The 23,395-nt window shown below is 65.3% G+C and carries 23 protein-coding genes; 8 read left to right on the top strand and 15 right to left on the bottom strand.

The window, feature by feature from the left end; all coding sequences use genetic code 11:
• Nucleotides 1-166: 166 nt before the first annotated feature.
• Together ACFFP0_RS11630 and ACFFP0_RS11625 are read right to left on the bottom strand one after the other, a co-directional pair.
• Nucleotides 167-1,372 carry a pyridoxal phosphate-dependent aminotransferase gene (locus tag ACFFP0_RS11630; protein WP_377260557.1) on the bottom strand — a complete coding sequence of 402 codons (1,206 nt, stop codon included), beginning with the start codon at nt 1,370-1,372 and terminating at the stop codon, nt 167-169.
• 16 nt (nt 1,373-1,388) lie between these two features.
• Nucleotides 1,389-2,036 carry a TetR family transcriptional regulator C-terminal domain-containing protein gene (locus ACFFP0_RS11625; RefSeq protein ID WP_377260555.1) on the bottom strand — a complete coding sequence of 216 codons (648 nt, stop codon included), beginning with the start codon at nt 2,034-2,036 and terminating at the stop codon, nt 1,389-1,391.
• 295 nt (nt 2,037-2,331) lie between these two features.
• Between ACFFP0_RS11625 and ACFFP0_RS11620 the strand changes: the two genes are divergently transcribed.
• A complete protein-coding gene (locus tag ACFFP0_RS11620) occupies nt 2,332-2,910 on the top strand; it encodes a helix-turn-helix domain-containing protein (RefSeq protein WP_377260553.1) in 579 nt (192 codons plus the stop codon).
• Between the two features lie 118 nt (nt 2,911-3,028).
• On the opposite strand, the gene cydB is transcribed toward ACFFP0_RS11620, so the two are convergent.
• The gene (gene cydB, locus ACFFP0_RS11615) at nt 3,029-4,033 is read right to left on the bottom strand and encodes a cytochrome d ubiquinol oxidase subunit II (RefSeq protein ID WP_377260551.1); all 1,005 of its coding nucleotides are present in this window, start codon (nt 4,031-4,033) and stop codon (nt 3,029-3,031) included.
• Nucleotides 4,023-5,441, bottom strand: coding sequence for a cytochrome ubiquinol oxidase subunit I (locus tag ACFFP0_RS11610; RefSeq protein ID WP_377260549.1), 1,419 nt, complete (start codon nt 5,439-5,441; stop codon nt 4,023-4,025). Before ACFFP0_RS11610 ends, cydB begins: the two co-directional genes overlap by 11 nt.
• A gap of 457 nt (nt 5,442-5,898) precedes the next feature.
• Here ACFFP0_RS11610 and ACFFP0_RS11605 point away from each other — a divergent pair, with 457 nt between their 5' ends.
• Entirely contained in the window at nt 5,899-6,579 is a 681-nt protein-coding gene (locus tag ACFFP0_RS11605) for a phosphoribosyltransferase (RefSeq protein ID WP_377260547.1), read from the top strand.
• Nucleotides 6,580-6,598: 19 nt separating this feature from the next.
• Here the strand turns inward: ACFFP0_RS11605 and ACFFP0_RS11600 are convergent, their stop codons facing one another.
• From ACFFP0_RS11600 to ACFFP0_RS11580, 5 genes are all read right to left on the bottom strand, one after another.
• The gene (locus ACFFP0_RS11600; protein WP_377260701.1) at nt 6,599-7,324 is read right to left on the bottom strand and encodes an endonuclease/exonuclease/phosphatase family protein; all 726 of its coding nucleotides are present in this window, start codon (nt 7,322-7,324) and stop codon (nt 6,599-6,601) included.
• A 155-nt stretch (nt 7,325-7,479) separates the two neighbouring features.
• Nucleotides 7,480-8,985 carry a phospholipase D-like domain-containing protein gene (locus ACFFP0_RS11595; RefSeq protein ID WP_377260545.1) on the bottom strand — a complete coding sequence of 502 codons (1,506 nt, stop codon included), beginning with the start codon at nt 8,983-8,985 and terminating at the stop codon, nt 7,480-7,482.
• 116 nt (nt 8,986-9,101) lie between these two features.
• Nucleotides 9,102-9,305 carry a hypothetical protein gene (locus ACFFP0_RS11590; RefSeq protein ID WP_377260543.1) on the bottom strand — a complete coding sequence of 68 codons (204 nt, stop codon included), beginning with the start codon at nt 9,303-9,305 and terminating at the stop codon, nt 9,102-9,104.
• Between the two features lie 37 nt (nt 9,306-9,342).
• Nucleotides 9,343-9,522 carry a hypothetical protein gene (locus ACFFP0_RS11585; RefSeq protein ID WP_377260698.1) on the bottom strand — a complete coding sequence of 60 codons (180 nt, stop codon included), beginning with the start codon at nt 9,520-9,522 and terminating at the stop codon, nt 9,343-9,345.
• A gap of 67 nt (nt 9,523-9,589) precedes the next feature.
• Nucleotides 9,590-9,796, bottom strand: coding sequence for a hypothetical protein (locus ACFFP0_RS11580; RefSeq protein ID WP_377260541.1), 207 nt, complete (start codon nt 9,794-9,796; stop codon nt 9,590-9,592).
• Nucleotides 9,797-10,058: 262 nt separating this feature from the next.
• Between ACFFP0_RS11580 and ACFFP0_RS11575 the strand changes: the two genes are divergently transcribed.
• A complete protein-coding gene (locus ACFFP0_RS11575) occupies nt 10,059-10,571 on the top strand; it encodes a ferritin-like domain-containing protein (RefSeq protein WP_377260539.1) in 513 nt (170 codons plus the stop codon).
• Between the two features lie 31 nt (nt 10,572-10,602).
• Here the strand turns inward: ACFFP0_RS11575 and ACFFP0_RS11570 are convergent, their stop codons facing one another.
• The 6 genes from ACFFP0_RS11570 to ACFFP0_RS11545 form a co-directional block, all read right to left on the bottom strand.
• On the bottom strand, nt 10,603-10,881 hold the full coding sequence (locus ACFFP0_RS11570; protein WP_377260537.1) for a hypothetical protein: 279 nt from the start codon (nt 10,879-10,881) through the stop codon (nt 10,603-10,605).
• A 125-nt stretch (nt 10,882-11,006) separates the two neighbouring features.
• Nucleotides 11,007-11,198 carry a hypothetical protein gene (locus ACFFP0_RS11565; protein ID WP_377260535.1) on the bottom strand — a complete coding sequence of 64 codons (192 nt, stop codon included), beginning with the start codon at nt 11,196-11,198 and terminating at the stop codon, nt 11,007-11,009.
• A 157-nt stretch (nt 11,199-11,355) separates the two neighbouring features.
• A complete protein-coding gene (locus tag ACFFP0_RS11560) occupies nt 11,356-12,513 on the bottom strand; it encodes a GNAT family N-acetyltransferase (RefSeq protein WP_377260533.1) in 1,158 nt (385 codons plus the stop codon).
• Nucleotides 12,510-14,510, bottom strand: a complete 2,001-nt coding sequence (gene asnB, locus ACFFP0_RS11555; RefSeq protein WP_377260531.1) for an asparagine synthase (glutamine-hydrolyzing) — start codon at nt 14,508-14,510, stop codon at nt 12,510-12,512. The genes ACFFP0_RS11560 and asnB overlap by 4 nt, the downstream gene beginning before the upstream one ends.
• Before the next feature lie 103 nt (nt 14,511-14,613).
• Nucleotides 14,614-15,987: an FAD-containing oxidoreductase gene (locus ACFFP0_RS11550; protein WP_377260529.1), complete on the bottom strand. Its 1,374-nt coding sequence runs from the start codon at nt 15,985-15,987 to the stop codon at nt 14,614-14,616.
• Complete coding sequence (locus ACFFP0_RS11545; RefSeq protein ID WP_377260527.1) at nt 15,984-16,478, bottom strand: DUF4126 family protein; 495 nt, start codon at nt 16,476-16,478, stop codon at nt 15,984-15,986. The genes ACFFP0_RS11550 and ACFFP0_RS11545 overlap by 4 nt, the downstream gene beginning before the upstream one ends.
• Nucleotides 16,479-16,732: 254 nt before the next feature.
• On the opposite strand from ACFFP0_RS11545, the gene ACFFP0_RS11540 reads away from it, so the two are divergent.
• The 5 genes from ACFFP0_RS11540 to ACFFP0_RS11520 all read left to right on the top strand — a co-directional run bounded on the left by ACFFP0_RS11540 (nt 16,733) and on the right by ACFFP0_RS11520 (nt 23,342).
• Complete coding sequence (locus ACFFP0_RS11540; RefSeq protein ID WP_377260525.1) at nt 16,733-18,559, top strand: sensor histidine kinase; 1,827 nt, start codon at nt 16,733-16,735, stop codon at nt 18,557-18,559.
• On the top strand, nt 18,556-19,941 hold the full coding sequence (locus ACFFP0_RS11535) for a sigma-54-dependent transcriptional regulator (protein WP_377260523.1): 1,386 nt from the start codon (nt 18,556-18,558) through the stop codon (nt 19,939-19,941). The genes ACFFP0_RS11540 and ACFFP0_RS11535 overlap by 4 nt, the downstream gene beginning before the upstream one ends.
• Before the next feature lie 210 nt (nt 19,942-20,151).
• Nucleotides 20,152-21,135 (top strand): tripartite tricarboxylate transporter substrate-binding protein, encoded by a 984-nt coding sequence (locus tag ACFFP0_RS11530; protein ID WP_377260521.1) that lies wholly within the window; start codon nt 20,152-20,154, stop codon nt 21,133-21,135.
• Nucleotides 21,136-21,362: 227 nt separating this feature from the next.
• A complete protein-coding gene (locus ACFFP0_RS11525; RefSeq protein ID WP_377260519.1) occupies nt 21,363-21,824 on the top strand; it encodes a tripartite tricarboxylate transporter TctB family protein in 462 nt (153 codons plus the stop codon).
• Between the two features lie 12 nt (nt 21,825-21,836).
• Nucleotides 21,837-23,342, top strand: a complete 1,506-nt coding sequence (locus tag ACFFP0_RS11520; protein WP_377260516.1) for a tripartite tricarboxylate transporter permease — start codon at nt 21,837-21,839, stop codon at nt 23,340-23,342.
• Nucleotides 23,343-23,395 lie beyond the last annotated feature (53 nt).

Below are 23,395 nucleotides of genomic sequence, written 5' to 3'. Positions count from 1 at the left end.
GTCCCGGCACTGTCATGCCGGAACCGGTTGAACCAGCGGCGGCCCCGTCACTATGGAGGGACGCTTCCGGACGTGGAGTAGTGGCGCCCCCGTCAAAGGGCGGGCGTCTGGCTGTTCCATCCCGGGTTGGCCGCGGCCGGTCGGTGGACGTTGTGGCTGGAAGCCGTCAGGCCATCGGCATGGCGCGGTCCTTGCGCGCGGATGCGACGCGGCCCGCCAGGTTTCCGATACGTCCCATGGCGTCGGCAAGCACGTCTTCCGGCACGGTGAGGGAGATGCGAAGGAAGCCCGCGGCCTGGTCGCCGAAGGACGAGCCGGGCATGACGGCGACCTTTTCCTCGCGCAGCAGTTCCCAGGCGAATTCCTCTCCGCCAAGGCCGGTCGCCGTCACGTCGAGCAGGATGAACATGCCCCCTTCCGGCGGCATGGGCTTTACGAGATTGCTGCCGGCGAAGGCCGTTTCGACGATCGCGGCCCGGCGGCGATAGTTCTCGCGCATCACGTCGGCGGTGTCGAAATGCTGCGACAAAGCCATGGCGGTCATGTCGGAAATGAAGGGCTGCACGCCGAACAGCATGGTTTCCGAGACCGGCAGCAGCTTTTCGCAGAACTCCTCCGGGCCGGCGGCCCAGCCGCTGCGGAAGCCGGGCGCGGCATGCGATTTCGAGATCGAGGAGACGACGATCGTGCGCTCGGCCAGTTCCGGCATGTCGAAGGGCGAGGCGAAGGGCGTTCCTTCGAAGATCAGCTGCTCGTAAACCTCGTCGCAGACGATCCAGAGATCGTGGCGGCGGCAGACGTCGCCGATGCGGGCGATCTCGGCGGCGGTCAGCACGGCGCCCGTCGGATTGTGCGGGGTGTTGAGCAGCAGGACGCGGGCTTCCGGCGTGACCGCGCGTTCGAGGTCCTCGGCCTGCAGGTGGAACTTCTTCTCCGGGCGGAGCGGCACGGGGATCATATGCGCGCCGGTGGAGGCGATGACGCCTTCATAGGTCGCGTAGAGCGGGTCGCCGACCAGGACGCCGTCCCCGGCTTCGACAAGGCCGGTCATGACGCCGTAGAGGGCCGTCTGGGTGCCGGGGAAGCAGAGGAAATTGCGCTCCGTGACGCCCGGGCGGCGCTTCGAATATTTCTCGACCAGCGCCTTCAGTACCGGCGGCTCGCCGCGGCCGTTGGAATAGCGGGTGCGGCCGGCATACATGGCGCGTGCCGCCTCGTCGAGCAGGGCCTTGTCGGGAGCGATATCGGGCTCGCCGATCGTCAGCTCGATGATCTCCTCGCCGGCGGCCTTCATGCGCCGGGCGGACAGGTGAAGCGCCCAGCGGCCGGAGCCGAGATGGGCGAGACGGTCGGTAATCGAGGCGTAGCGCATCGGTATTTTCCTTTTCTTATGGTTCTTCGGCGGCCAGTTCGCCGGGGGCAAGTCGCAGCAGGGCTTCCACGGAGGCGAGTGCGTGGTCGGCCAGTTCCCGCTCGGCGAACATGTCGGCGGCCAGCGTTCCTTCCAGCCACAGGCCGTCGACCAGCGCACTCAGCGCGATCGCATATGTGCGGCATTCCCTCGGGCTGACGACCCGCCGCTCCTCCCGGAAGAAGGCGGTGATCAGGGTTTCCTGCGCTTCCAGGAAGGCGAGATAGTTCTCGCGGTGGATGGCGGCGAAACTCGGATCGGTCTGGATATGGCTGATGAAGGCCGCCCAGAGCGACAGCGTGCGCGGATCGGTGACCGGCGGCGTGACATTGGCGACGATGAAGCGGCGCAATCTGGACTTCGCCGTCTCGCCCTCGATCGCGGCGGTGATCGCCGCTTCGGTCATGCCGGCCATGACCTTGCGGTAGGCGGCCTGCAGCATCTGGTCCTTGCCGGCGAAATAGTGCCGGATGAGCCCGCTGGTCACGCCGGCGCGCGTGGCGATCTGGCGCACGGTCGCTCCCTGGATGCCGAATTCGGCGATGCAGTCGAGCGTCGCGGCGATCAGGTTCTCGCGCCGTTCCGCCTCGCTTGCCCGATGATAGGTGCGCCGGGTCGCGGTCATGAGCGGACCTTCACCGGATGGCGCACCGACACATCAGGCAGGGACGCAGACATGGCCCGGTCGCCATAGGCGTTCATCGATCTATCCCTCAGGAGGTGCGGCTGGACGATGCCGCTTTTTTGCAGGTATGCGAGTTATTATACGCTTGAGTAATATCCGCACAAGGCCATACCATCGTTCATTCCGGCCGGTGGCGGCCATTGTCCGGCGTCCATCTTCCCGCCGTTTTCCGAAACGCGTTGCGAACGGGGCCTGTCCTTTATAAGGTGCGATTGTCCACTATAGAAGACGATGGATGAAAGGCAGCGGCTTGCAGCAGACGGAGAAGGACCCTGTGCGGGCGATCGCCGCCCGGCTGAAGATCGAACGCGAAGCCCGGCATTGGTCGCTTTCCGAGCTTGCGGAGCGTTCCGGGGTCTCCAAGGCGATGATCAGCAAGATCGAACGCGGTGAGGCGAGCCCGACGGCCACCGTGCTTGGCAGGCTGTCCGGGGCTTTCGGCCTTCCCCTGTCGGTCCTGCTGGCGCTGGCGGAGCGGGGTCGGGAGCGCTTCAGCCTGCATGCGGAACAGCCTGTCTGGGCCGACCCGGAAACCGGTTACACGCGCCGGGCCGTCTCGCCGCCGAATGCCATGCTGGAACTCATCGAGGTGTCGCTTCCTGCCGGCGTGCGGGTGCCTTACCCGGCCTCCGCCTTCGCCTTCCAGCACCAGCAGGTCTGGATGCTCTCGGGACGGCTCGATTTCCAGGAGGGGCCGGTCCTGCACCATCTCGGCGAGGGCGATTGCCTGCTTCTCGGCCCTCCCGTCGATTGCGCCTTCTTCAATCCCGGCAAGGAGCCGGCTCGCTATCTGGTTGCGCTGGCGCGGCGCTAGGACGTTCAGGCTCCCAGCCAGAACCTGATGATCAGGCCGACGACGCCGACCGCGGCGACGCCCGCCACCCAGAGGCCGGCGAACCAGGCGAGCCGCCTGAAGACTGCTTTAGCCGCCATCAGTGATAACCCTCCTCCGGATCGACCTTGCCGCGGAACACCCAGTAGGCATAGCTCGTGTAGGCAAGGATCAGCGGCACGAGGACCAATGCCCCGACCAGCAGGAAGCCGAGGCTTTCATCCGGTGCGGCGGCATCCCGGATCGTCAGCGAGGCAGGCACGATATAGGGATAGAAACTGATGCCGATGCCGGCGTAACCCAGGACGAACAGACCGAGGGCGGCGATGAAGGGGCGGCCGTCCTGCTGGTTCCTCAGCCCGGTTGCCAGCAGCAGGAAACAGCCGAGCACCAGAAGCGGCACGACGATGCTGAATATCGCTGTCGGCCAGGAGAACCAGCGCTGCAGGTAAAGCTGCTCCAGGAATGGCGTCCAGAGGCTGACGACGCCCATGGCGACGAGCATGCCGATCGCCGCAAGGTAGGACAGGCGCCGGGCCTTTTCGCGCAGGTCGCCGGTCGTCTTCATCACCAGCCATGTGGCGCCGAGCAGCGCATAGCCGATCAGCACGGCGAGGCCGGTGACGATGGAGAAGGGCGTCAGCCAGTCCCACCAGCCGCCGGCATAGGCGCGGTTTTCGACCGGGATACCCTGTACGAGGGCGCCAAGCGCAATTCCCTGGGCCAGCGCCGCCACGGCCGAGCCGCCGGCGAAGGCCCAGTTCCACAGCCATTCGGCCCGTTTCGTGCGCCATCGGTATTCGAAGGCGACGCCCCGGAAGATGAGGCCGAGCAGCATTGCGATGATGGGCGCGTAAAGGGCCGGCAATATGGTCGCGTAGGCCAGCGGAAAGACCGCCATCAGCCCGCCGCCGCCGAGCACCAGCCACGTCTCGTTGCCGTCCCAGATGGGGGCGACGCTGTTCATCATCACGTCGCGATGCCGTTTTTGCGGGAACAGCGGGAAGAGAATGCCGATGCCCAGGTCGAAACCGTCGAGAATGACGTAGGCGAGGACCGCGAAGGCGATGATGGCCGCCCAGATGAAAGCGAGATCAATGACCATGACGGCCTCCTTCGTGAAGCATCGCAGTCTGAGGACCGGGCGTGATGCCGGCGGAGCGGATCGGGCCTTCGCCGAGGTCTCCGGTCGTGTCGCGGGGCAGGCGCGACATCAGGCGCAGGATATAGAAGGTGCCGGCACCGAAGACGAGGAAATAGACGATGATGAAGGCGACCAGGGAGGAGCCGACGGCCGGCGCCGAGATCGGCGAGACCGAATCCGCCGTCAGGAGATGGCCGTAGACCGTGTAGGGTTGGCGGCCGACCTCCGTGGTAATCCATCCGGCAAGCACCGCGGCGAAACCGGCGGGTCCCATGGCGATTGCGGCGCGATGCAGCCACTCGCTGGTGTAGAGGCTCCCCCTCCATCGACAGTACAGGCTCCACAGGCCGAGGCCGAGCATGGCCAAGCCGAGGCCGACCATGACGCGGAAGGACCAGAAGACGACCGGTACCGGGGGCTGCAGTTCCCGGGGGACGGTGTCGAGGCCGGCAAGCGGCGCATCAAGGCTGTGCTTCAGGATCAGGCTCGAAAGCTTGGGGATCTGGACCGCATAGTCGACGCGCTGTTCCTCCTGGTTGGGAAGGCCGAAGAGGATCAGCGGGGCTCCCTCCGGATGGCTTTGGTAGTGGCCTTCCATCGCCATGACCTTCACCGGCTGGTGTTCCAGCGTATTGAGGCCATGCGCGTCGCCGGCGAGGATCTGGATGGGCGCGACGATCGTCAGCATCCACATGGCCATGGAGAACATGGTGCCTGCGCGCAAGGGGGCGGTGCGGCGCAGGAGATGCACGCCGCCGACGGCGCCGACCACGAGGGCGGTCGTCAGGTAGGCGGCGATCACCATGTGCACGAGGCGGTAAGGGAAGGAGGGATTGAAGATCGCAGCCCACCAGTCGGCCGGGATGAACTGGCCCGCCTCGTTGATCGCGAAGCCCTGCGGCGTCTGCATCCACGAGTTGGCGGCGAGTATCCATGTCGCGGATATCAGCGTGCCGACGGCGACCATCAGGGTTGCGAAGAAATGCAGGCCCGGTCCGACGCGGTTGCGGCCGAACAGCATGATCCCCAGGAAACCCGCTTCGAGGAAGAAGGCCGACAGGACCTCGTAGCCCATCAGCGGGCCGATGATCGGGCCGACCTTGTCGGAAAACACGCTCCAGTTGGTGCCGAACTGGTAGGACATGACGATGCCGGAAACGACGCCCATGCCGAAGGCCAGGGCGAAGATGGTCTTCCAGAAATCGAACAGTTCCAGATAGACGGTCTTCTTCCTCCAGAGCCAAAGGCCTTCGAGCACCGCCAGATAGCTGGCGAGACCGATCGAAAAGGCTGGAAAGACGATGTGAAAAGAGACCGTGAAGGCAAACTGGATGCGTGCCAGAAATGTGGCGTCGAAAGCTTCGAACATGGCGTACCCCTTTCTGGCCTGAGCCGGAAGCCCGTCCATTCTTGATGGAAGTTAAAATTGGCGGGGGACGTCGGGAGATCAATATGCATGAATGCCGCGTGCCCGAATGCCGCAGCCCTGCGTTGAACTGCCACAGACGAGAAAAGGCGCTTCCCGGAAGGGAAGCGCCAGTCAGGGAGGGTACTTATGACGCTGCCGGCCGCTTGGAGGTCTGACGCCCGGCACGGCGTGAACACATGATCGTGAGTTTTGTTCCCTGCAGCCCTCGATTTCGCGTCCGCGGACGGAACAATCCCTCATGGCACCGGTTCTGCCATCGGAACGACAAGGAGAAGCATGGCGGCGGAACGGATCGTTGAGGTTGCCGAATGCCGGCCAGATGTTATGATCCGGCCGGGCTGGACAAAAACTGGGGCGCGATCTGCGGTCGCGCCGTCATGTTCCGGGAGGAGATGGCATGTTCGGTTCAGGTCCCACTTTTTCGGATCGGGAAGATGCCGGCAGGCAACTGGCGGAAGCCATGCAGGCGACGCTGCCTTCCGATCCCGTGGTCGTGGCGCTGCCGCGCGGGGGCGTGCCCGTGGCCTTCGAGGTCGCGCAGCGGCTCGGCGTACCGCTCGACCTCCTGATCGTTCGCAAGATCGGCGCGCCGGGCCATCCGGAATATGGCATCGGCGCCGTCGTCGACTGCAAGGAACCCCATGTCGTGGTGAACGAAGAGGCAGCCCGGCATTTTCATGTTCCCCCCGGTTATCTTGCCACCGAACGCGAGCACCAGCTCGCCGAGATCGAGCGGCGCCACCGCATGTATTTCGGGGAGGACGAGCCGCAGGACCACGACCATGCGGGGCGCGACATCATCCTGGTCGACGACGGCATCGCCAACGGCGCGACGATCCGTGCCGGCATCGTCGCGCTCAGGGAAATGGGCGTCGGTTCGATCCGGATCGCCGTGCCCGTGGCGCCGCGCGCCGTGCTCGAAGCGTTGAGGGAAGAGGTCGATGGGATCGTCTGCCTGTCGGCGCCGGAGCATCTCGATGCGGTCAGCACGCATTACGACGATTTCGCAGAAACCACGGACCAGGACGTCGTGCGCCTCCTGAAGGAGGCCCGGCGGCTGACCCGGATGATCCAGTGAGGACAGGGCACACGCCATTTCAGAATTCGACGGTCGCCAGTAGCGGCAGGTGATCGGAGGCGCGGCGCGCAAGCGGCGTCGAGATGACCTCGGCATCCAGCGGCACCATTTCGCGGGAGACGAAAATGTGGTCGATCCGCAGAAGCGGATAGCGTGCCGGGAAGGTCGCCTCGGGTTTTGCCTTCAGGCGACGTTGAACATCGGTCATCTGGCGGCCAACGGCCCGGTAGGTCGCGGTTGACGGGGTCGCGTTGAAGTCGCCGATCAGGACGACCGGGTTCTCGTGGCATGTGGGGCTTCCAAGCCAGGACGGCCCCAGAAGCGTTCCGATCTGGCTCAGCCGGTCGCGGCCGCGCAGGCCGAGATGCGTGTTGAACACCTGCAGGCGGTGATCGCCGACGCGGATCTCCACCCAGATCGCGCCGCGCGGCTCGCCGATGGAGGGAAGTCCGCCGCCCTTGACCTTCCTCGTCGGCAGGGCGGTCAGGATGGCGTCGCCATAACGTTCCTCCGCAACCGTCAGGGCCGCGTGGAAATGGAACTCCATCCGCAGCAGAGAGGCGATCGCATGGGCCTGATCGACGCCGCCGGTGCGGCCTCGGCCGACATCCAGTTCCTGCAATCCGATGATATCGGGTTCCGCGGCCGCGATGACTTCGGCCACCCGGGCGGGATCGAGCCTGCGATCCGTGCCGATGCAACTATGGACATTGTAGCTCAGGATTTTCAGACGATGCCTGGGTATGGGCCCGTATGGGGGTGGAGGATCTGTCGGGGCGGTCATAGCGCTGGGAACACCTTTGCCGCGTTTTCGTTCCCGTCCGCCGGTGGCGTACCGCGGAGGGGCCATGATCGCCGGGCGCCATATCCGGAGCTCCTCGTCATCGCGGCGCAGGGCTCTCAGAGCAGACGGTGACGGGAGAGGCGGGAGAAGAGGCGCCGGAGGCCGTTCCGGATCAGCGGAACCGGCCAGAACGGCTGTTTCGGGTCGATGATCCCCGTGCCCATCATGGATTTCGTCTCGCCTTTTTCCGGATCGACGTCGAAGGCCCTGAGGCCGCGCGGCCTGACGTTCAACCGGTCGACGGCGGCCAGCATGGAACCGGTTTCGGCGATGATCCTTGCGACGTCCGCCGGGTCGGCATCGAGGTGCTCGGCCAGAAGATCGTCGCGCAGGGCGAGGATCGCCTGCCTGCCTGTCTGGTCATGCGCCTCCACGGCAAGGTCGCATTCGGTATCCAGTCCTTCGGAGCGGTTGTTGAGATTGGACGAGCCGACCCGCACGAACCGGTCGTCAACGACGATCACCTTGGAATGCACGATGATCTCCTGTTCCCCGCCCTCGCCATCCGGGACGACGGCATAGAAGACGCGCAGGCGGCCGTAGCGATCGGCCCGCTTCAAGCGGCGGATCAGCCGGTTGCGGTTATGTCCCATCATCAGCTTTTCCAGGAAACCATGGGATTCCCGGGTGACGAGGACGACGATCTCCGGGCTGTCCGGCCGGCGAAGCCGTCTGGCGAGCGTGCGGGCGACGCCGAAAGACGCAAGATACTGCGTCTCGATATAGAGATGATGCCTGGCGGCGCGCAGCGCGTCATGAGTGAGGCGGATCGCCTCGCGGTGGCCGCGCCGGCCCTTCCATTTCCATGGTTCGGTGAGCGCAAGGCCGGTTCGGCATTGCGTGAGCGCGGGCGCAAGGTCCGATGGCCATGGCTTCTCGCCGGGAATTTCGAGGGGCGCGAGCGTCTCCCCGGTCGCCTTCTTCCAGCGGCGCCGGGCCACGTCCCCGATCAGCCTCGCGATCTCGCCGGCCGCGATCGTCTGCATGTCGTGAAGCGGGCCGTAAGGCGCGCCCTCCGGGGAGCGGCGCAGCGGGTTGGCCGCGGCATGACCGCGGTCGTCCCAGCGGCGCGCGGTCAGGTCGATACCGCCCAGGAAAGCCGTCCTGTCGTCTATGGCGACGATCTTCTGGTGATGGCTGGCCCGCAGCGGGTGGCCGAAGTCGAAATGCAGTGAAATGCGCGGATGGTCGCTCCATTCCATCCTGCCGAACATCCTGAGGCTCTTGCCGGAATAGACCGGTCCCATGCCCCAGACGAGAATGCGGATCTCAAGCCCCGGCCTGTCCCGGACCAGCTTGCGGAGCAGGGCGCCGAGCGTTTCGCCGTCCGGGTCGCGGGGCCGCAGGAGGATATCGGGATTGAAGTCCCAGCCGATGATGAAGATCGTCCGCTCGGCCTGCCGCAACACTTGGTCCAGCCGGAGGAAATAATCCTCCCCGTCGATCAGGAAGGCCAGTCTTTCCGCCCTGGCGCTGCGCCATGCGTTGCGGCCGGGCCGGATGATCGGCTCGAACCGGAGCGCGGGTTCCGGAAAGGACGGCGATTGCGTCGTTGTGTCCACCTCACCACCTCGTCATGCGTGACAAGGGCTTGCGTGACAAGGGAACGTGCGAATTTTGCCCTTTGTTCCCGAAGGGCCGTTCTCGCTTCAGGAATGGGGGAGAGCCCGTTTGACAGCTACTCCTGCTCCGTCTGCCCCGGTGAGCCGGGTGCCATGAGACTGCGGTTGTAACCTCCGAAGATTTCGATGGCGGCAACCAGTGCGAGGAGGATGAGCGCTGCCGCGGCGAGCAGTTTCCAGAGGCCGGGCTTCATCGGCTGCTCCCGGTTCTCTGTCCGTATCTCGCTGTGATGGACATGTGTATGTCGATGGATGTTCATGACTGGCCTCCCGGCGCCTCAAGGCGCCGGTCTTCGTTCAATGTACCGGCCGGCTGCCAGGTGGCATATGGGCCGGAGGGTTGGGATTTTCATCGGGATTGGGCAATGGCGTCTCATCCGGTAGGCGATCCGGCTCGGGCTCTTCGATCGGGGGCTCGGGCGTCCAGACGGGCGCCGGCATCGGCGGTTGTTCGCTGGGTTCGCGAGGATCAGGTATCATGAGCACACTCCTGTTGCTCAGGCCCCAACCGCCCGGCATGGCGATTGTTCCTCGCAAGCGCCCGTCAGCGATTGGTCGAACCGGTGCTCGCCGGATCGGTTTCATGCGGCGGGGCGGACGGTGTCTGAACCGTATCCGTGGCAGCGGGAGCGCCGGGGCCTTGCGCCGTTTCGTTCGAATTGCCCCGGATGTAATAACCGACCGCCAGCAACAGGAGCACCACGACGATCGCTCCCAGAATCGCATTTGCTCCGGTTGTCCTTGTCATCATCTTGCCTCTATGACTTGTGAACCTGCGATCTGTACCTGCTTCGGGACAATTCGCGAGAGGGTGCAAATGTTCCATCGGCATGACGCGCTTCCGGCTGAGCGCGCAAAAGACGTTTCAATTCATCGAATCCCGCGTCGGGCCGCCGGAAAACGGGTCCGGTTCCCGAGGCCGGTGCCGCAGGTTGAAGGTCTTCGACGCTTGAAATCCGCCAGGGGCGCCCTCTGTTTCCCGAGGGGCAGCCCCGTTCTGCAAGGAGATGCGAATGACACATGCCCGAGACAATTTCCTGGCCTGGCTTCGCGCGGCGCATGCCATGGAAGAGCAGGGGATCACCATGCTGATCGACCAGTCGCGCCGGATCGAGAGCTATCCGGACCTCAAGGCCCGGATCGTTCAGCATCTTCACGAGACCGAAGCGCATGCCCAGGCGCTGAAGGATCTGCTCGACCGCTTTTCCGGCTGGAGCGGCGCCGTGACCCTGAAGGACATGGCGGCAAGGCTTGCCGCCAAGGCACAGGGCGTCGGCGGCATGCTGGTCAGCGACGAGATCGTCAAGGGTGCGATGGCGAGCTACGCCTTCGAGCATCTGGAAATCGCCAACTACCGTGTGCTGATCGCCGCGGCCGACGAACTCGAGGAGAAGGAGGCGAAGGCCGTCTTCGAAAGTATCCTCGGGGAGGAAGTGGCGATGGCGGACTGGCTGGAAGCCAATCTCGACTCCATCACCCGCATCTTCCTGATGCGGGACGAGCGGGACCTGATGGCCAAGAGATAGGGATCGTCAAGGGTGCGATGCGCGATGCAGCTCAGTTTTTCGCGAGCATTGCGCTGTCCAGCCGGATCTGCAGGTCCTTTTCGTCCCGTACGCCCTGCTGGTAAAGCTGGATGATCTGCGCGGCGAGATCGTTGGCGGCGAGGCTTCCGCCGGCCAGTCCGCGCTCGGTACAGAGATCGTCGAAAAAGCGTTTGAGAAATGCCAGTTCGCTTGGCTCGAAAGTGTTGCTCAAAGTTGCCGGATTCATCTTTTCGGCCTCCATTGGCATGGGGGCGAAAGCGCTTCCTGTCTTCCAGTCGCCGGCGCCCATATACATAGCTGGCGATGGCAAAAGAGTACTCCTTATCCGCCCCTTTGCAAGGGAGGAACGCCAATCGCCCCTTGCGCGGACGGTTCCGGGCCGCTTCTCAACCAGTCGTGAATGGGCGTGTTCCCTCAGTCGTCCAGATGGTTTGCCTCGTGGTCGTGAAACTGCTCGGTCTGCACCGCCTTGCCATCCAGTCCACGCTCCCGCGAGTGCTGCGCCTTGTCGCGGTTGGAGAGGACCATGTTTTCGGGAAGAACATTCCTGTCGATGTCGGTCATCGCGCCGTTTCCGCTGTTTTTTCCGCGGGCTGCGCCGCCCATGTGCTTCGAGCTGGCATTGCCATCAGGTCTTCCTCCTGATCGTTTCCGTCAGAAGGAGAACCCGCGAAATGCGGTTTTGATCCATGGCCGGCCCGGTCGACGATGCGGATCGGCGACGGCGGAAGACGGTGCGATATCCCGCTCCGCCGGTCGCTTCTCACCGAAAGTCGGTCACCAGCCGGCTCCAGCTCTCCGATGCAAGTCCGCCGACGAATATGTCGTTGCGGATCGCCGCCTCCCGGATGTCGGGATGCTGCGTGACCATGCAGAAATAGCCGCGGTGCCTGAAGCTCATCTGCCGCTGGCGCATCAGCGCATTCATCAGGAAGGGCTGGGCCATGCCATGGGCCGTGGCGTAGCCGGACGCCGCGAGGTCTGCGAACATATGCCCCACGACGTCGAGTTCCCGGCCCGCGCGGCAGAGGATGTTGAGCACATGGGCTACCTTGCCGGGTTGGCCGAAGAAGAGATAGCAGCCGATGGTGACGCCCCTGCCATCGATGACGAGCTTGCAGCGAAGCTGGCCGAGCAGCCTGTTCGACGCCGCCGTCTCCATCAGCCAGCGCAGTTCGTCGTAGGACCAGTCGGGCCGGATGGCGAAGCGTTCGGTCATCTGGTGGGCGCAGGCGAAGAAATCGTCCGGGCCTGCCTCCGCCGAAGCCGTGCCCGGCGGCATCGCGGGCGTGCAGGCGCCGACTAGGCGTCTTGCAACGCCATCGGCCGGCCGCAGCAGGGCGGAGAGCGGCAGATGCCGGCTGGCCGGCAGCCTTTCCCCGAGGCGGTCGACACCGGCCTGGAACGGCCGGAAGGTGCGGCGCCACTCCAGGCTCTGGACGGGAAGCACGAAGCCGCCGCCCGTCGTCCAGTGATCGGCGCTCGTGGGCGAGGCATTGTCGGAAAAGCAGAGGTCCGGCCGCGAGAGGCGGATCGCCCGGGCCAGTTTCGCGGCGCCCGCAAATCCGGGCTTGCCGTCCGCCATGAAGGCGCAGAGAAGCCGGGCCGTGATGCGGCGGCCCGAGGCCTGAAAGGACATGGGAAGCGCAAGCAGCGCGCTGTCGATATGGCCCGCATTGTCCTCGTGCACGATGCTGCCGTATTCCGGCGCATATCCCGGGTTCTTCAGGAAGACATGGTCGAGATAGTCGAGAAGGTCCTGTCGCGGTTCCTCATTCTTCCTGCGGAACGCCTTGTTGAAGAGCCGGCCGACGGAGGGAAGGTCGGTGACCTGCATGGAGCGGACGCCGCGCGCGGGTTCGCGGGCGACCGGGACGGCCGGAGGGATGCCGTTCAGGAGCGAGTTGGGCAGCAGGTTCATTGGCCGGCCTCCGCCGTCGCAATGTTCGCCTGTCTCCCGTCGCCGCCGGCCGCGTCGGCGTCGCGGATGTCGGTCGATTTTCCGGCGCCGAACGCCTTCAGCCAGAGCTGGGTGGACAGGATGCCGACGAAGGCGGCGTTGTCGCGGAAGCCGGCGACGGGCTGCATGCGGCATTTCTGGTGAAGCCGCGCCACGGCGCGGGCGTTGAAGAGACCCGCGGCGGCGATCGCCCGCTCGCCCAGCATCTCGGCGACATAGGCCTGCTCCTCGCCGCCGGCAAAGGAGCGGCTGTCGGGCGCGCGATAAGGCTGCTTGGGCCGTCTGGTGATGACATCCGGCAGCAGGTCCTGCGCAACGCGCCGCAGGATGTGCTTTTCCTCGAGCCCCCTGAGCTTCATGCCCGGCGGCAGGCGGCTTGCGAATTCCACCAGCCGGTGGTCGAGGAAGGGAAAGCGGCCCTCGACGCCATGGGCCATGGCCACGCGGTCTCCCTGGCTCGACAGGATATAGCCGGGCAGCAGGAAGCGGCTTTCGAGGTATTGCGCCTGGTGCAGCGGGTGCCAGCGGCCGAAATTTTCCGGAAGGCGCGAAGCCAGTTCCTCGGCCGCGTCGTAGGCGCCGAGCGTCGAACGCAGGTCGTCGGAATAGAAGATCTTCGTGGCCGCCGTCGAACGGAAGCGCGGCCGGTGCGAGAAGAGCGGATCGCCGTCCGCATCGCCGCCCGCGCCGAAGAAGGCGGCGAGATAATCCGCCGATTGCTGCTTCAGCCCCGGCAGGTAGGGATAGAGCTTGCGAAAGAGATGCGGCCGGATCTTCGATCCCGGCTGCCGGGCGCAGAAGCGGCGCACGCGCGCCTCCCGGAAGATGTCGTAGCCGGCGAAGACCTCGTCGGCGCCTTCGCCCGTCAGGACGACCTTCATGCCGGCGTCGCGGACAAGCCCGGACAGTCGGTAGAGCGGCGCGGGAGCGGTCCTCAGCACCGGTCTTTCCGCAAAGCGGATCACGTCCGGAAAGTTCCGCGCGATATCCGCCGGGCCGCAGGCGATGGCGCGGTGATGCGTGCCGAGCGCCCGGGCCACCTCCATCTGGAAGGCGCTTTCGTCATGCTCGGCGTCGTCGAACGTCACCGAAAAGGTGTTCAGGCCGTTCGGAGCCATGGGTGCGGCAAGCGCGGTGATCAGCGAGGAGTCGAGCCCGCCGGAAAGATAGGCCCCCACCGGCACGTCGGCGCGCATGCGCAGCCGCGTCGCGTCCGCCAGCAGCGCTCTCAGCTCTTCTTCCCTGGCGGCCTGATCGGCTGCGGCGTGGTCACCGATGTCGGGGAAGTCGAGCGTCCAATAGGGGCGGATCGTGGTTCTGCCCCGTTCGGCAATCATCAGATGGCCCGGCTCCAGCTCGAAAATATTCCGGAAGGCCGTACGCGGCGGGATCGGCGCCCATAACGTGAAGATCTGGTCGAGCGCGACGGGGTCGAGTTCGGCCTCGATGCCCGGCACTTCGAGCAGCGCCTTGATCTCCGAGGCGAAGTACAGCGTTCCCTTGTGCTCGGCATGGAAGAGGGGCCGTACGCCCATCCGGTCGCGGGCGAGCAGCAGGCGGCGGTCGCGCGCATCCCAGATGGCGAAGGCGTAATCGCCGTTGAGGCGCGACAGACCGGCCTCGCCATGGATCGCGTAGAGCTGAAGCAGGACTTCCGTATCGCTGCCGGTGTGAAAGACCACCCCGCAGGCCTTCAGCTCATCGCGCAGTTCCACGTAATTGAATATCTCGCCGTTGAAGGCGATGGTGAAGCGGCCGTCGCTGTCGGTCATCGGCTGCTGGCCATCGGCAAGCCCGACGATGGAGAGGCGCACATGGGCGAGGCCTATTCCCGGCGCGGCGAACACGCCCTGTCCGTCCGGTCCGCGATGCGCGATCGCCCCCGCCATGGATGCCAGCAACATTTCCGGGTGCCCGGAACCATATGCCTCACCAATGAAACCAGCAAAACCGCACATCTGCTTCCGTCATGAACAGGGGACCCTGCCCGTGTTCATAAACGGAAATGCTTGAGGGTCTCCTTAGGCGACTGGTAAAAATTTAGATGTGTCCGGAAGAGGTTCAGGTGGGCTGCATCCCGAGGACGACCGTCGGCCACAATTCCGAGACCGTCGGGTGGATCGGAACCGCCCAGCGCAGGGTGTCGAAGGTCACGCCGGCATTCATCATGTCGAGCACGCCGTGGATCGCTTCGTCTCCGCCGGTGCCGAGGATGGCGGCGCCCAGGATCAGCCCCGTCTCGGCATCGGCCACGATCTTCATCAGGCCCTGCGTTTCACCCTTTTCGACCGCGCGCCCCACCTGCGTCATCGGCCGCCTGCCGACGAGGATTTTCTTTCCGGCCCTGCGGGCCTCCGCCTCGCTCATGCCGACGCGGCCGAGCGGCGGGTCGATATAGAGCGCGTAACCGGGCAGCCGATCCGAGACCTTGCGGTTCCCGCCGTCGAAGAGGTTCGCCGCGACGATCTCGAAGTCGTTATAGGCGGTGTGGGTGAAGGCTCCGCGGCCGTTGCAGTCGCCCAGCGCCCAGATGCCTTCGACATTGGTCGCAAGGTGATCGTCGACCTTGACATAACCCCGTGCATCCGTCTCGACGCCCGCCTTGTCGAGGCCCAGATCGTCGGTATTGGGGCGGCGGCCGACCGCGAGCAGGATATCCGACCCGATCACCTCCGGCTCGCCCGCCGTGCAGTTCACGCCGACCGCGACGCCGTTTTCATGCTTTCGGAAGCGGATGCATTCCGCGCCGGCGCGAACCGTTATGCCTTCCGTTTCCAGGATGTCGCGGACCGCTTCCGATATCTCCTCGTCCTCGCGGCCGATGAGGCGCGGGCCCTTCTCGACGACCGTCACCGCCGCGCCGAAGCGGCGGTACATCTGCGCGAATTCCAGCCCGATATAGCTGCCGCCGACGATGACGAGGTGTTCCGGCACCCGGTCGAGCAACACGATATCGCTGTTGGTCATATAGGGCACGTCGTCGATGCCCGGAAAATCGGGAATTGCGGCCCGCCCGCCGACGTTCAGGAAAATCCGCGGCGCGGTCAGGAGTTCATCGCCGACCCGCACGGTATTGCCGCTTTCGAAACGGGCATGGCCGCGGATCAGCGTGCAGTTCGGCATGCCCTCCAGCCAGCTCTCGTTGCCGTGGCGGGAGTCGAGCGTCACCTGATGCGAGCGCCGCATCACCGCCGGCATGTCGATCTTCACCGGACCGTCGAGCACCACGCCGTATTCCGCGCCGCGCCGGGTGAGATGGGCGGCGTAGGCGCTGGCGACGAGCGTCTTGGTCGGTTTGCAGCCGGTGTTGACGCAGGTGCCGCCGACATGTTTGCGCTCGACGATCGCAACCGTCTTGCCGGCGTCGTTGAAGCGGCCGGCGAGCGACGGGCCGGCCTGTCCTGCACCGATGATGATCGCGTCGAAAGCGTTCATGGCGTGACCGGGACCGGCAATGCCGCGACGACGAGATAGGCGCCGACGATGGCGACGGCATCCTCGATGAAGGCGGCCGGCGGGTCCTTGCCGAAGCTGGCGGCGAGCTTTGCGCGTACCGCAGCGCCGCCATAGGTGCCGATCACGGCGCCAATGATGCCGGCGATCACGCCGATGACGACGGAGGTCATCCCCACGGCTGATAAACCGGGCATGCCCAACGCGGCACCCGTCAGCGCGCCCATGATGATGCGGGCGCCGAATTGCTGCGGCACCTTGCGGCTCGGCGTGGAGGGAAGCTGGTCGGTGATCAGCTCGACGACCGCCAGCACCGTGAAAATGCCGACGGCCCAGATCGAACCCATGAAGGCGAGCCAGGAGCCGGAAAGGTCGAGCCAGCCGAGATAGGCCGCCCAGGCGATGGCTGCCGGCGCCGTCATGGCGCGAAGGCCGGCGATGACGCCGATGAGCAGAGCAAGCACGTAAACCATGGGAAGCCCTCTTCACCCTCAGCCGGCCTCGTTTTGCGACCGGCCTGTCCTACCCGCCTTCAGACTGTTCCCGGCCGGGCACCGGGTCAAGCAAAACTTGCCTAAAGCCAGGTTTGCTTCCGTCGCGATTGCAGGATATCCCGGCCGGCGCATCCGGAGGACCGGCAGGTTTTTTATGGAAATCGGCGGGGCAGGCATTACAATGGCGGCCGCCGCCTATCGGGGAGGAAGCAGCAAGAGGAGGAGCCCGGCTGTTGAGATATCGCATTCTTCTGCCGCTGGCCGCGCTTGCGGCGATCGGTCTGGCCCTGGTCCTGAAGGGCAGCGATATCGCGGCGCGCGGCTATATGAACGAGGCCGAGGCACAGGCGGGGACGACCCTGCGCCTTGCTGTGTCGGCGCTCAACGGGCATCTCAAGCGCTACGAGGCGCTGCCTGCGCTGATCGCCGACCAGCAGAACATCGAGGCGCTGGTCCTCGATCCCGGCAATGCGAGCCTTCGGGCCACGGCGAATGTCTATCTCAAGGAGATCAACGCGCTTCTCAAATCCTCGGACATCTATGTGATGACCTTGGACGGCGAGACGATCGCCGCGAGCAATTACGACTCGCCCGTGAGCTTCGTCGGGGAGAACTTCATCTATCGCCCCTACTTCCAGGAGGCGGTCTCGGGACGGCAGTCGCGCTTCTATGCGCTCGGCACGACCTCACTGAAGCGCGGTTATTATTTCGGCTCGCCGATCGAGATCGGCGGCGTCATCCGCGGCGTGATCGTCTTCAAGGTGGATATCGACAATATCGAGGATAGCTGGGGCGGTGGCGACGATCGCATCTTCGTCGCCGATCCGGAGGGCATCATTTTCATGACCGGCAGTCCGGAATGGCTTTATGCCAGCATCCTGCCGCTGACGCCCGAGCGGATCGCCCGCACCGAGGCCTCGCGCCGCTATGCGGATGCCAGGCTTCGTGAATTGCCGGTGAGGCGCGGCAGCTTTGCCGGGCGCGACGTGATGATGATCGCCGATGGGGGACCGGAGAAGGAATACCTCGTCGTGTCGCATCCGATGCCGGATGCCGGCTGGACCGTCAACGTTCTCATGGACACCAGTTCCGTCCGCACCCAGGCGCAGACGGCGACGATCGCCGCATTCCTGACGCTCTGCCTGGCGGGCCTGGCGCTCGCCATCATCATGCAGCGCCGCGCCCGCCTGAACGAGCGCATGCAATTGCAGGCGGAGGCCCGCAACGAGCTCGAGCGCCGCGTCGCCGAGCGCACCTCGGATCTCGCCCGCGTCAACAGCCGCATCGAGGAGGAGATCGCCGAGCGGCGGCTGACCGAACAGCGGCTCAGGCAGACGCAGGCGGACCTCATCCAGGCGGGCAAGCTCGCCGGCCTCGGCCAGATGTCGGCGGCGCTTTCCCATGAGCTCAACCAGCCGCTCGCCGCCGCCAAGACCTATGCGGAGACGACCGGCGTGCTGATCGACCTCGGACGGACCGAGGAGGCGCGGGACAATGTCCGGCGCATTTCGGCCCTCATAGACCGCATGGCGTCGATCAGCAGGCACTTGCGCAATTTCGCCCGCAAGCCGAACGAGAAGCTCGGGCCGGTCGCGCTGGACGACGCGATGCGGGACACGCTGGAAATCATCGCTGCCCGCCTCAAGGCCGCCGATGCGACGCTGGAGGTGGAAATCGATCCGGCCATCCCGGCCGTGAAGGCCGGCGCGGTCAGGCTTCAGCAGGTGCTCGTCAACATCATCACCAATGCGGCGGATGCGGTCGAAGGGCTCGGCGACCGCCGGATCACCGTGTCCGCCGGCCGCGCGGGAGACAAGGTGGCGATATCGGTGCGCGACCGGGGGCCGGGGGTCGCGGCCGCCATCCGCGAACGCATCTTCGACCCGTTCTTCACCACCAAGGGCGTCGGCAAGGGGCTGGGCCTCGGCCTTTCGATCTCGTACAATATCGTCAAGGACTTCGGCGGCAGCCTGAGCGTCGCCGACCATCCCGATGGCGGAGCGGTCTTCTTCATCGAGCTCGAGGTCGCCGACGGCAATCTTCTGGAGGCTGCCGAGTGACCGGGCAAAGGGTTCTTCTGGTCGACGACGAGGAGGAACTGCGCCGCTCGACGGCGCAGGCGCTGGAACTCTTCGGCCTTGGGGTGCAGACATTCTCCAACGCCGACCATGTGCTGGAGCTTGCCGGCTTCGGTTTCGACGGCGTCGTGGTCAGCGATATCCGCATGCCCGGCATGGACGGCATGACCCTGCTGCACCGGGTTCGCGAACTCGATGCGGAAATCCCGGTCATCCTGGTGACCGGCCATGGCGACGTGCAGCTCGCGGTGAAGGCGATGCGGGAAGGGGCCTACGATTTCCTCGAAAAACCGTTCACGCCGCAGCTTCTCGCCGGGATCATCCGCCGCGCGCTCGATCGCCGCGGCCTCGTGCTGGAAAACCGGCGGTTGAGGGCCGTTGCCGGCAAGCGCGACGACCTGGAGGCCCGGCTGCCCGGCCGCACCCAGGTCATGGTCGACCTTCGCTACCGCATCCGCGCGATCGGCGCGGCCGATGCCGATACGCTGATCATCGGCGAGACGGGCGCCGGCAAGGAGGTGGTGGCCCGCGCGCTTCACGACGTCAGCCCGCGCGCCAGCAGGCCCTTCATCGCCATCAACTGCGCGGCGCTGCCGGAAAACCTCATCGAGAGCGAGCTTTTCGGGCATGAGGCCGGCGCCTTCCCCGGCGCCCTTCGGCCGCGCTACGGCAAGTTCGAGCATGGCCGGGGCGGCACGATCCTGCTCGACGAGATCGGCTCGATGCCGGTGGACCTGCAGGCGAAGTTCCTGCGCGTGCTGCAGGAGCGGGTGATCACCCGCCTCGGCTCCAACGAAACGGTGCCGCTCGACGTGCGCTTCATCGCCACCAGCAAGGTGGATCTAGAGGCGGAGGTGGCGGCAGGGCGTTTCCGCGCGGATCTCTTCTACAGGCTCAATGTCGCGACGATCCATGTGCCGTCGCTCATGCAGCGGCGGGCGGATATCCCGCTTCTTTTCCTGCAACTCGTCAGGGAGGCGGCGGCGCGTTACGGCCGCGAGGATGTCGATGTGCCGGCCGATGTGATCTCGGCTGTCGCCCAGCGCGACTGGCCGGGCAACGTGCGCGAACTGCGCAACGCCGCCGACCGGCTGGTGCTCGGCCTCGACCCGAAGCCCGGCGAGGCGGCCGGCGCGGTGAAGGACGGGGCCAGGGACGGGATGGGGCGGCTTGCCGACAAGGTTGCCGCGTTCGAGCGCAATATCATCGCCGGCGAGATCGCCGCCCATGGCGGCGCCCTGAGACCCGTCTACGAATCTCTTGGCATCTCGCGCAAGACGCTTTACGAAAAGATGCAGAAATACGGTCTCGACAAGAAGCTGCTCGGTCCGGAACACCTGGCTCAGGACGATCGGGACGGCTGATCTTGGTCCGATGGGTGGAAATCCACCCATGCTTTGTCCGCGTTGTTTCCGAATCCACCCATGTTGCGGCGCGACATCGGCAGAAATGCTGTTCCAGGACTTTCGCAACGATTGCGCGCGTTTCATGCCTTCGCACAAATGGCGAGCAGGCTGGCGCCGGAGGAGACCTGAGCGCCGGCCACGCCATATGTTTCATCCTGGAGGACCCCGATGAAAATCATGAACGCCGTCATCGGCGCTACCGCTCTTGCGGCACTTTCGCTTTTCTCCGCTTCCGCCCATGCCGCGGGCTACCCGGAACGCCAGATCACCATGATCGTGCCGTTCTCCGCCGGCGGCCCGACCGATACGGTCGCCCGGCTCGTCGCCGAAGCCATGTCGAAGGACCTCGGCCAGCAGATCGTGGTCGAGAATGTCGGCGGCGCCGGCGGCACGCTGGGGGCCGGTCGCGTGGCGAATGCGGAGGCGGACGGCTATACCGTGCTGCTCCACCACATCGGCATGGCGACCAGCGCCACCCTTTACCGCAAGCTGCCCTACGACACGCTGAACGCCTTCGAATATGTCGGCCTCGTCACCGACGTTCCGATGACCCTGCTCGCCCGCAAGGACATGGAGGCCAAGGACCTTAAGGGCCTGATCGAATACGCCAAGGCGAACAAGGACAAGGTCACCGTCGCCAATGCAGGCATCGGGGCCGCCTCGCATCTCTGCGGCATGCTGTTCATGAGCTCGATCGAGACGCCGCTCGTCACGGTTCCGTACAAGGGCACCGGCCCGGCCATGACCGATCTTCTCGGCAGCCAGGTCGACATCATGTGCGACCAGACGACCAATACGACCAAGCAGATCCAGGGCGGCACGGTGAAGGCCTATGCCGTCACCTCGCCGGAGCGCCTCGACGTCCTGAAGGACCTGCCGACCGTCAAGGAAGCCGGGTTGCCGCAGATGGAAGTCGGCATCTGGCACGGCATCTATGCGCCGAAGGGCACGCCGAAGGAAGCCATCGACAAGCTCAGCAAGGCGCTCAAGGTGGCGCTGAAGGACCCGAACGTCGACGCCCGCTTCGCCGAACTCGGCACGAAGCCATCGCCGGACGCGGATGCGACGCCGGAGGCCCTGAAAGCCAAGCTCGAAGGCGAGATCACCCGCTGGAAGCCGGTCATCGAGGCTGCCGGCCAGTACGCGGACTGAGGTTTGCGGACGAGCGCGGCATGCCATAGTCCGCGAGTTCCCCCTTCTCCCCCAGCGGGGGAAGGGGGAAAGGTGGCCCGAAGGGTCGGATGAGGGGCGCCGAAGGCGCGACTTTTCAGGCTCCGGCTTCGCCGGAGCCCCCTCATCGCCTCGCATTCGCTCGGCACTTCTCCCCGCTGGGGAGAAGAGACAGCAAGCCACGCCTCTCCATTTTCGACGGAGATCCCATGAATTCCCTGAAATTCGACATGACCAACCTGATCTGCGGGTTGCTGCTGATCGCCACGGGCCTGTTCTTCGCCTTCCAGTCGCTTGATCTCGAGCTTGGCACGGCGCTGCGCATGGGGCCGGGATATTTCCCCTTCATCCTTGCCTGCGCCCTCGTCCTGTTCGGCGTCGTCATCCTGATCCAGTCCGCCCGGGTCCAGGGAGAGCCGATCGGCCACATCGCCTGGCGCGGCATGGCGTTCATCCTGCCGGCTCCGATCGTCTTCGGGCTCACCGTGCGGGGGCTCGGTTTCGTGCCGGCGCTGTTCATCTGCGCGCTGATCGCCTCCTTCGCGTCGGGCCGCATGAAGCCGCTGACCGCCGTCATCCTTTCCGCTGCGCTGACGGTCTTTTCGGTCCTCGTCTTCAGTTACGGTCTCGGCCTTCCGTTCCGCCGTTTCGGGCCCTGGCTCGGTTTTTAGGATTTCTGAGCCATGGAACTCTTCAGCAATCTCGCGCTCGGCTTCTCGACCGCGTCATCCCTCGAAAACCTGTTCTTCTGCCTGATCGGCGTCTTGCTCGGGACGCTCATCGGCGTTCTGCCGGGCATCGGCGCGACGGCGACGATCGCCATGCTTCTGCCGATCACCTTCCAGCTGGAGCCGGTCTCGTCGCTGATCATGCTCGCCGGCATCTATTACGGCGCGCAGTACGGCGGCTCGACCACGGCGATCCTGATCAACATGCCGGGCGAATCCTCTTCCGCCGTCACCGCCATCGACGGCTACCAGATGGCGCGCAAGGGCAAGGCGGGGGCGGCGCTCGCGATTGCGGCGCTCGGCTCCTTCTTCGCCGGCACGGTCTCGACTTTCCTGGTGGCGATCTTCGCGCCGCCGCTGACGGAAATCGCCTTGCAGTTCGGCGCCGCCGAATATTTCTCGCTGATGGTGGTCGGCCTCGTTTCCTCGATCGCGTTGGCGCACGGCTCCATCGTCAAGGCGCTTGCGATGGTGGCGCTCGGCCTGCTGCTCGGCCTTGTCGGCACCGACATCTATACTGGCACGCCGCGCTTCACCCTCGGCATCCGTGAATACGCGGACGGGCTGAACTTCGTAGCCGTCGCGGTCGGTGTGTTCGGCATTGCGGAAATCCTGCGCAATCTCGAAAACGAAAAAAGCCGCTCGGTGTTGATGTCCAAGGTCAGCGGCCTTCTGCCTTCGAAAGAGGATTTCCGGGCGATGGTCGCGCCGGTGCTGCGCGGCACCGCGATCGGTTCTGTGCTCGGCATCCTGCCGGGCGGCGGCGCCATCCTCGCGGCCTTCGCGTCCTACACGGTCGAAAAGAAGATCTCGAAGAACCCGAAGGAATTCGGGCAGGGCGCCGTCGCCGGCGTCGCCGGTCCGGAATCAGCCAACAATGCCGGCGCGCAGACCTCGTTCATTCCGCTTCTCACCCTCGGCATCCCGGCCAACCCGGTCATGGCGCTGATGATCGGCGCGATGATCATCCAGGGCATCGTTCCCGGTCCCAACGTCGCGGCGGAACAGCCGGCGCTCTTCTGGGGCATCATCGCCTCGATGTGGATCGGCAACCTGATGCTCGTCGTGCTGAACCTGCCGCTCATCGGCCTGTGGGTGAAGCTGCTCACCATCCCGTATTACGTGCTGTTCCCGATCATCATGGCCTTCTGCTCGATCGGGGTCTACAGCGTCAACTCGAACGTCTACGATCTCTATTCCGTCGCCTTCTTCGGGCTTATCGGCTACGTGCTGGCGAAGCTTCGCTGCGAGCCGGCGCCGCTCCTGCTCGGCTTCGTGCTCGGTCCGCTCCTGGAGGAGAACCTGAGGCGGGCGATGATTCTTTCGCGCGGCGATCCGTCCACGTTCGTCACTCGTCCGCTCAGCGCGGCCCTCCTCTTCATTGCGGCACTCGTCCTCGTCATCGTCTTCTTGCCGAGCGTCAAGGCCAAGCGTGAAGCCGTTTTCCAGGAAGAGGATTGAGAAGCCGCAGGCAGCGCCGCGCGAAAAATCCGCGCGGCGCTGGAACCTTCGCG

The sequence above is a fragment of the Neorhizobium puerariae genome, from assembly GCF_042429745.1.
GTDB classification, from domain to species: domain Bacteria; phylum Pseudomonadota; class Alphaproteobacteria; order Rhizobiales; family Rhizobiaceae; genus Neorhizobium; species Neorhizobium puerariae.
The sequence above is the reverse complement of the archived record's forward strand: the minus strand, read 5'-3'. Positions and strand labels throughout refer to the sequence as shown.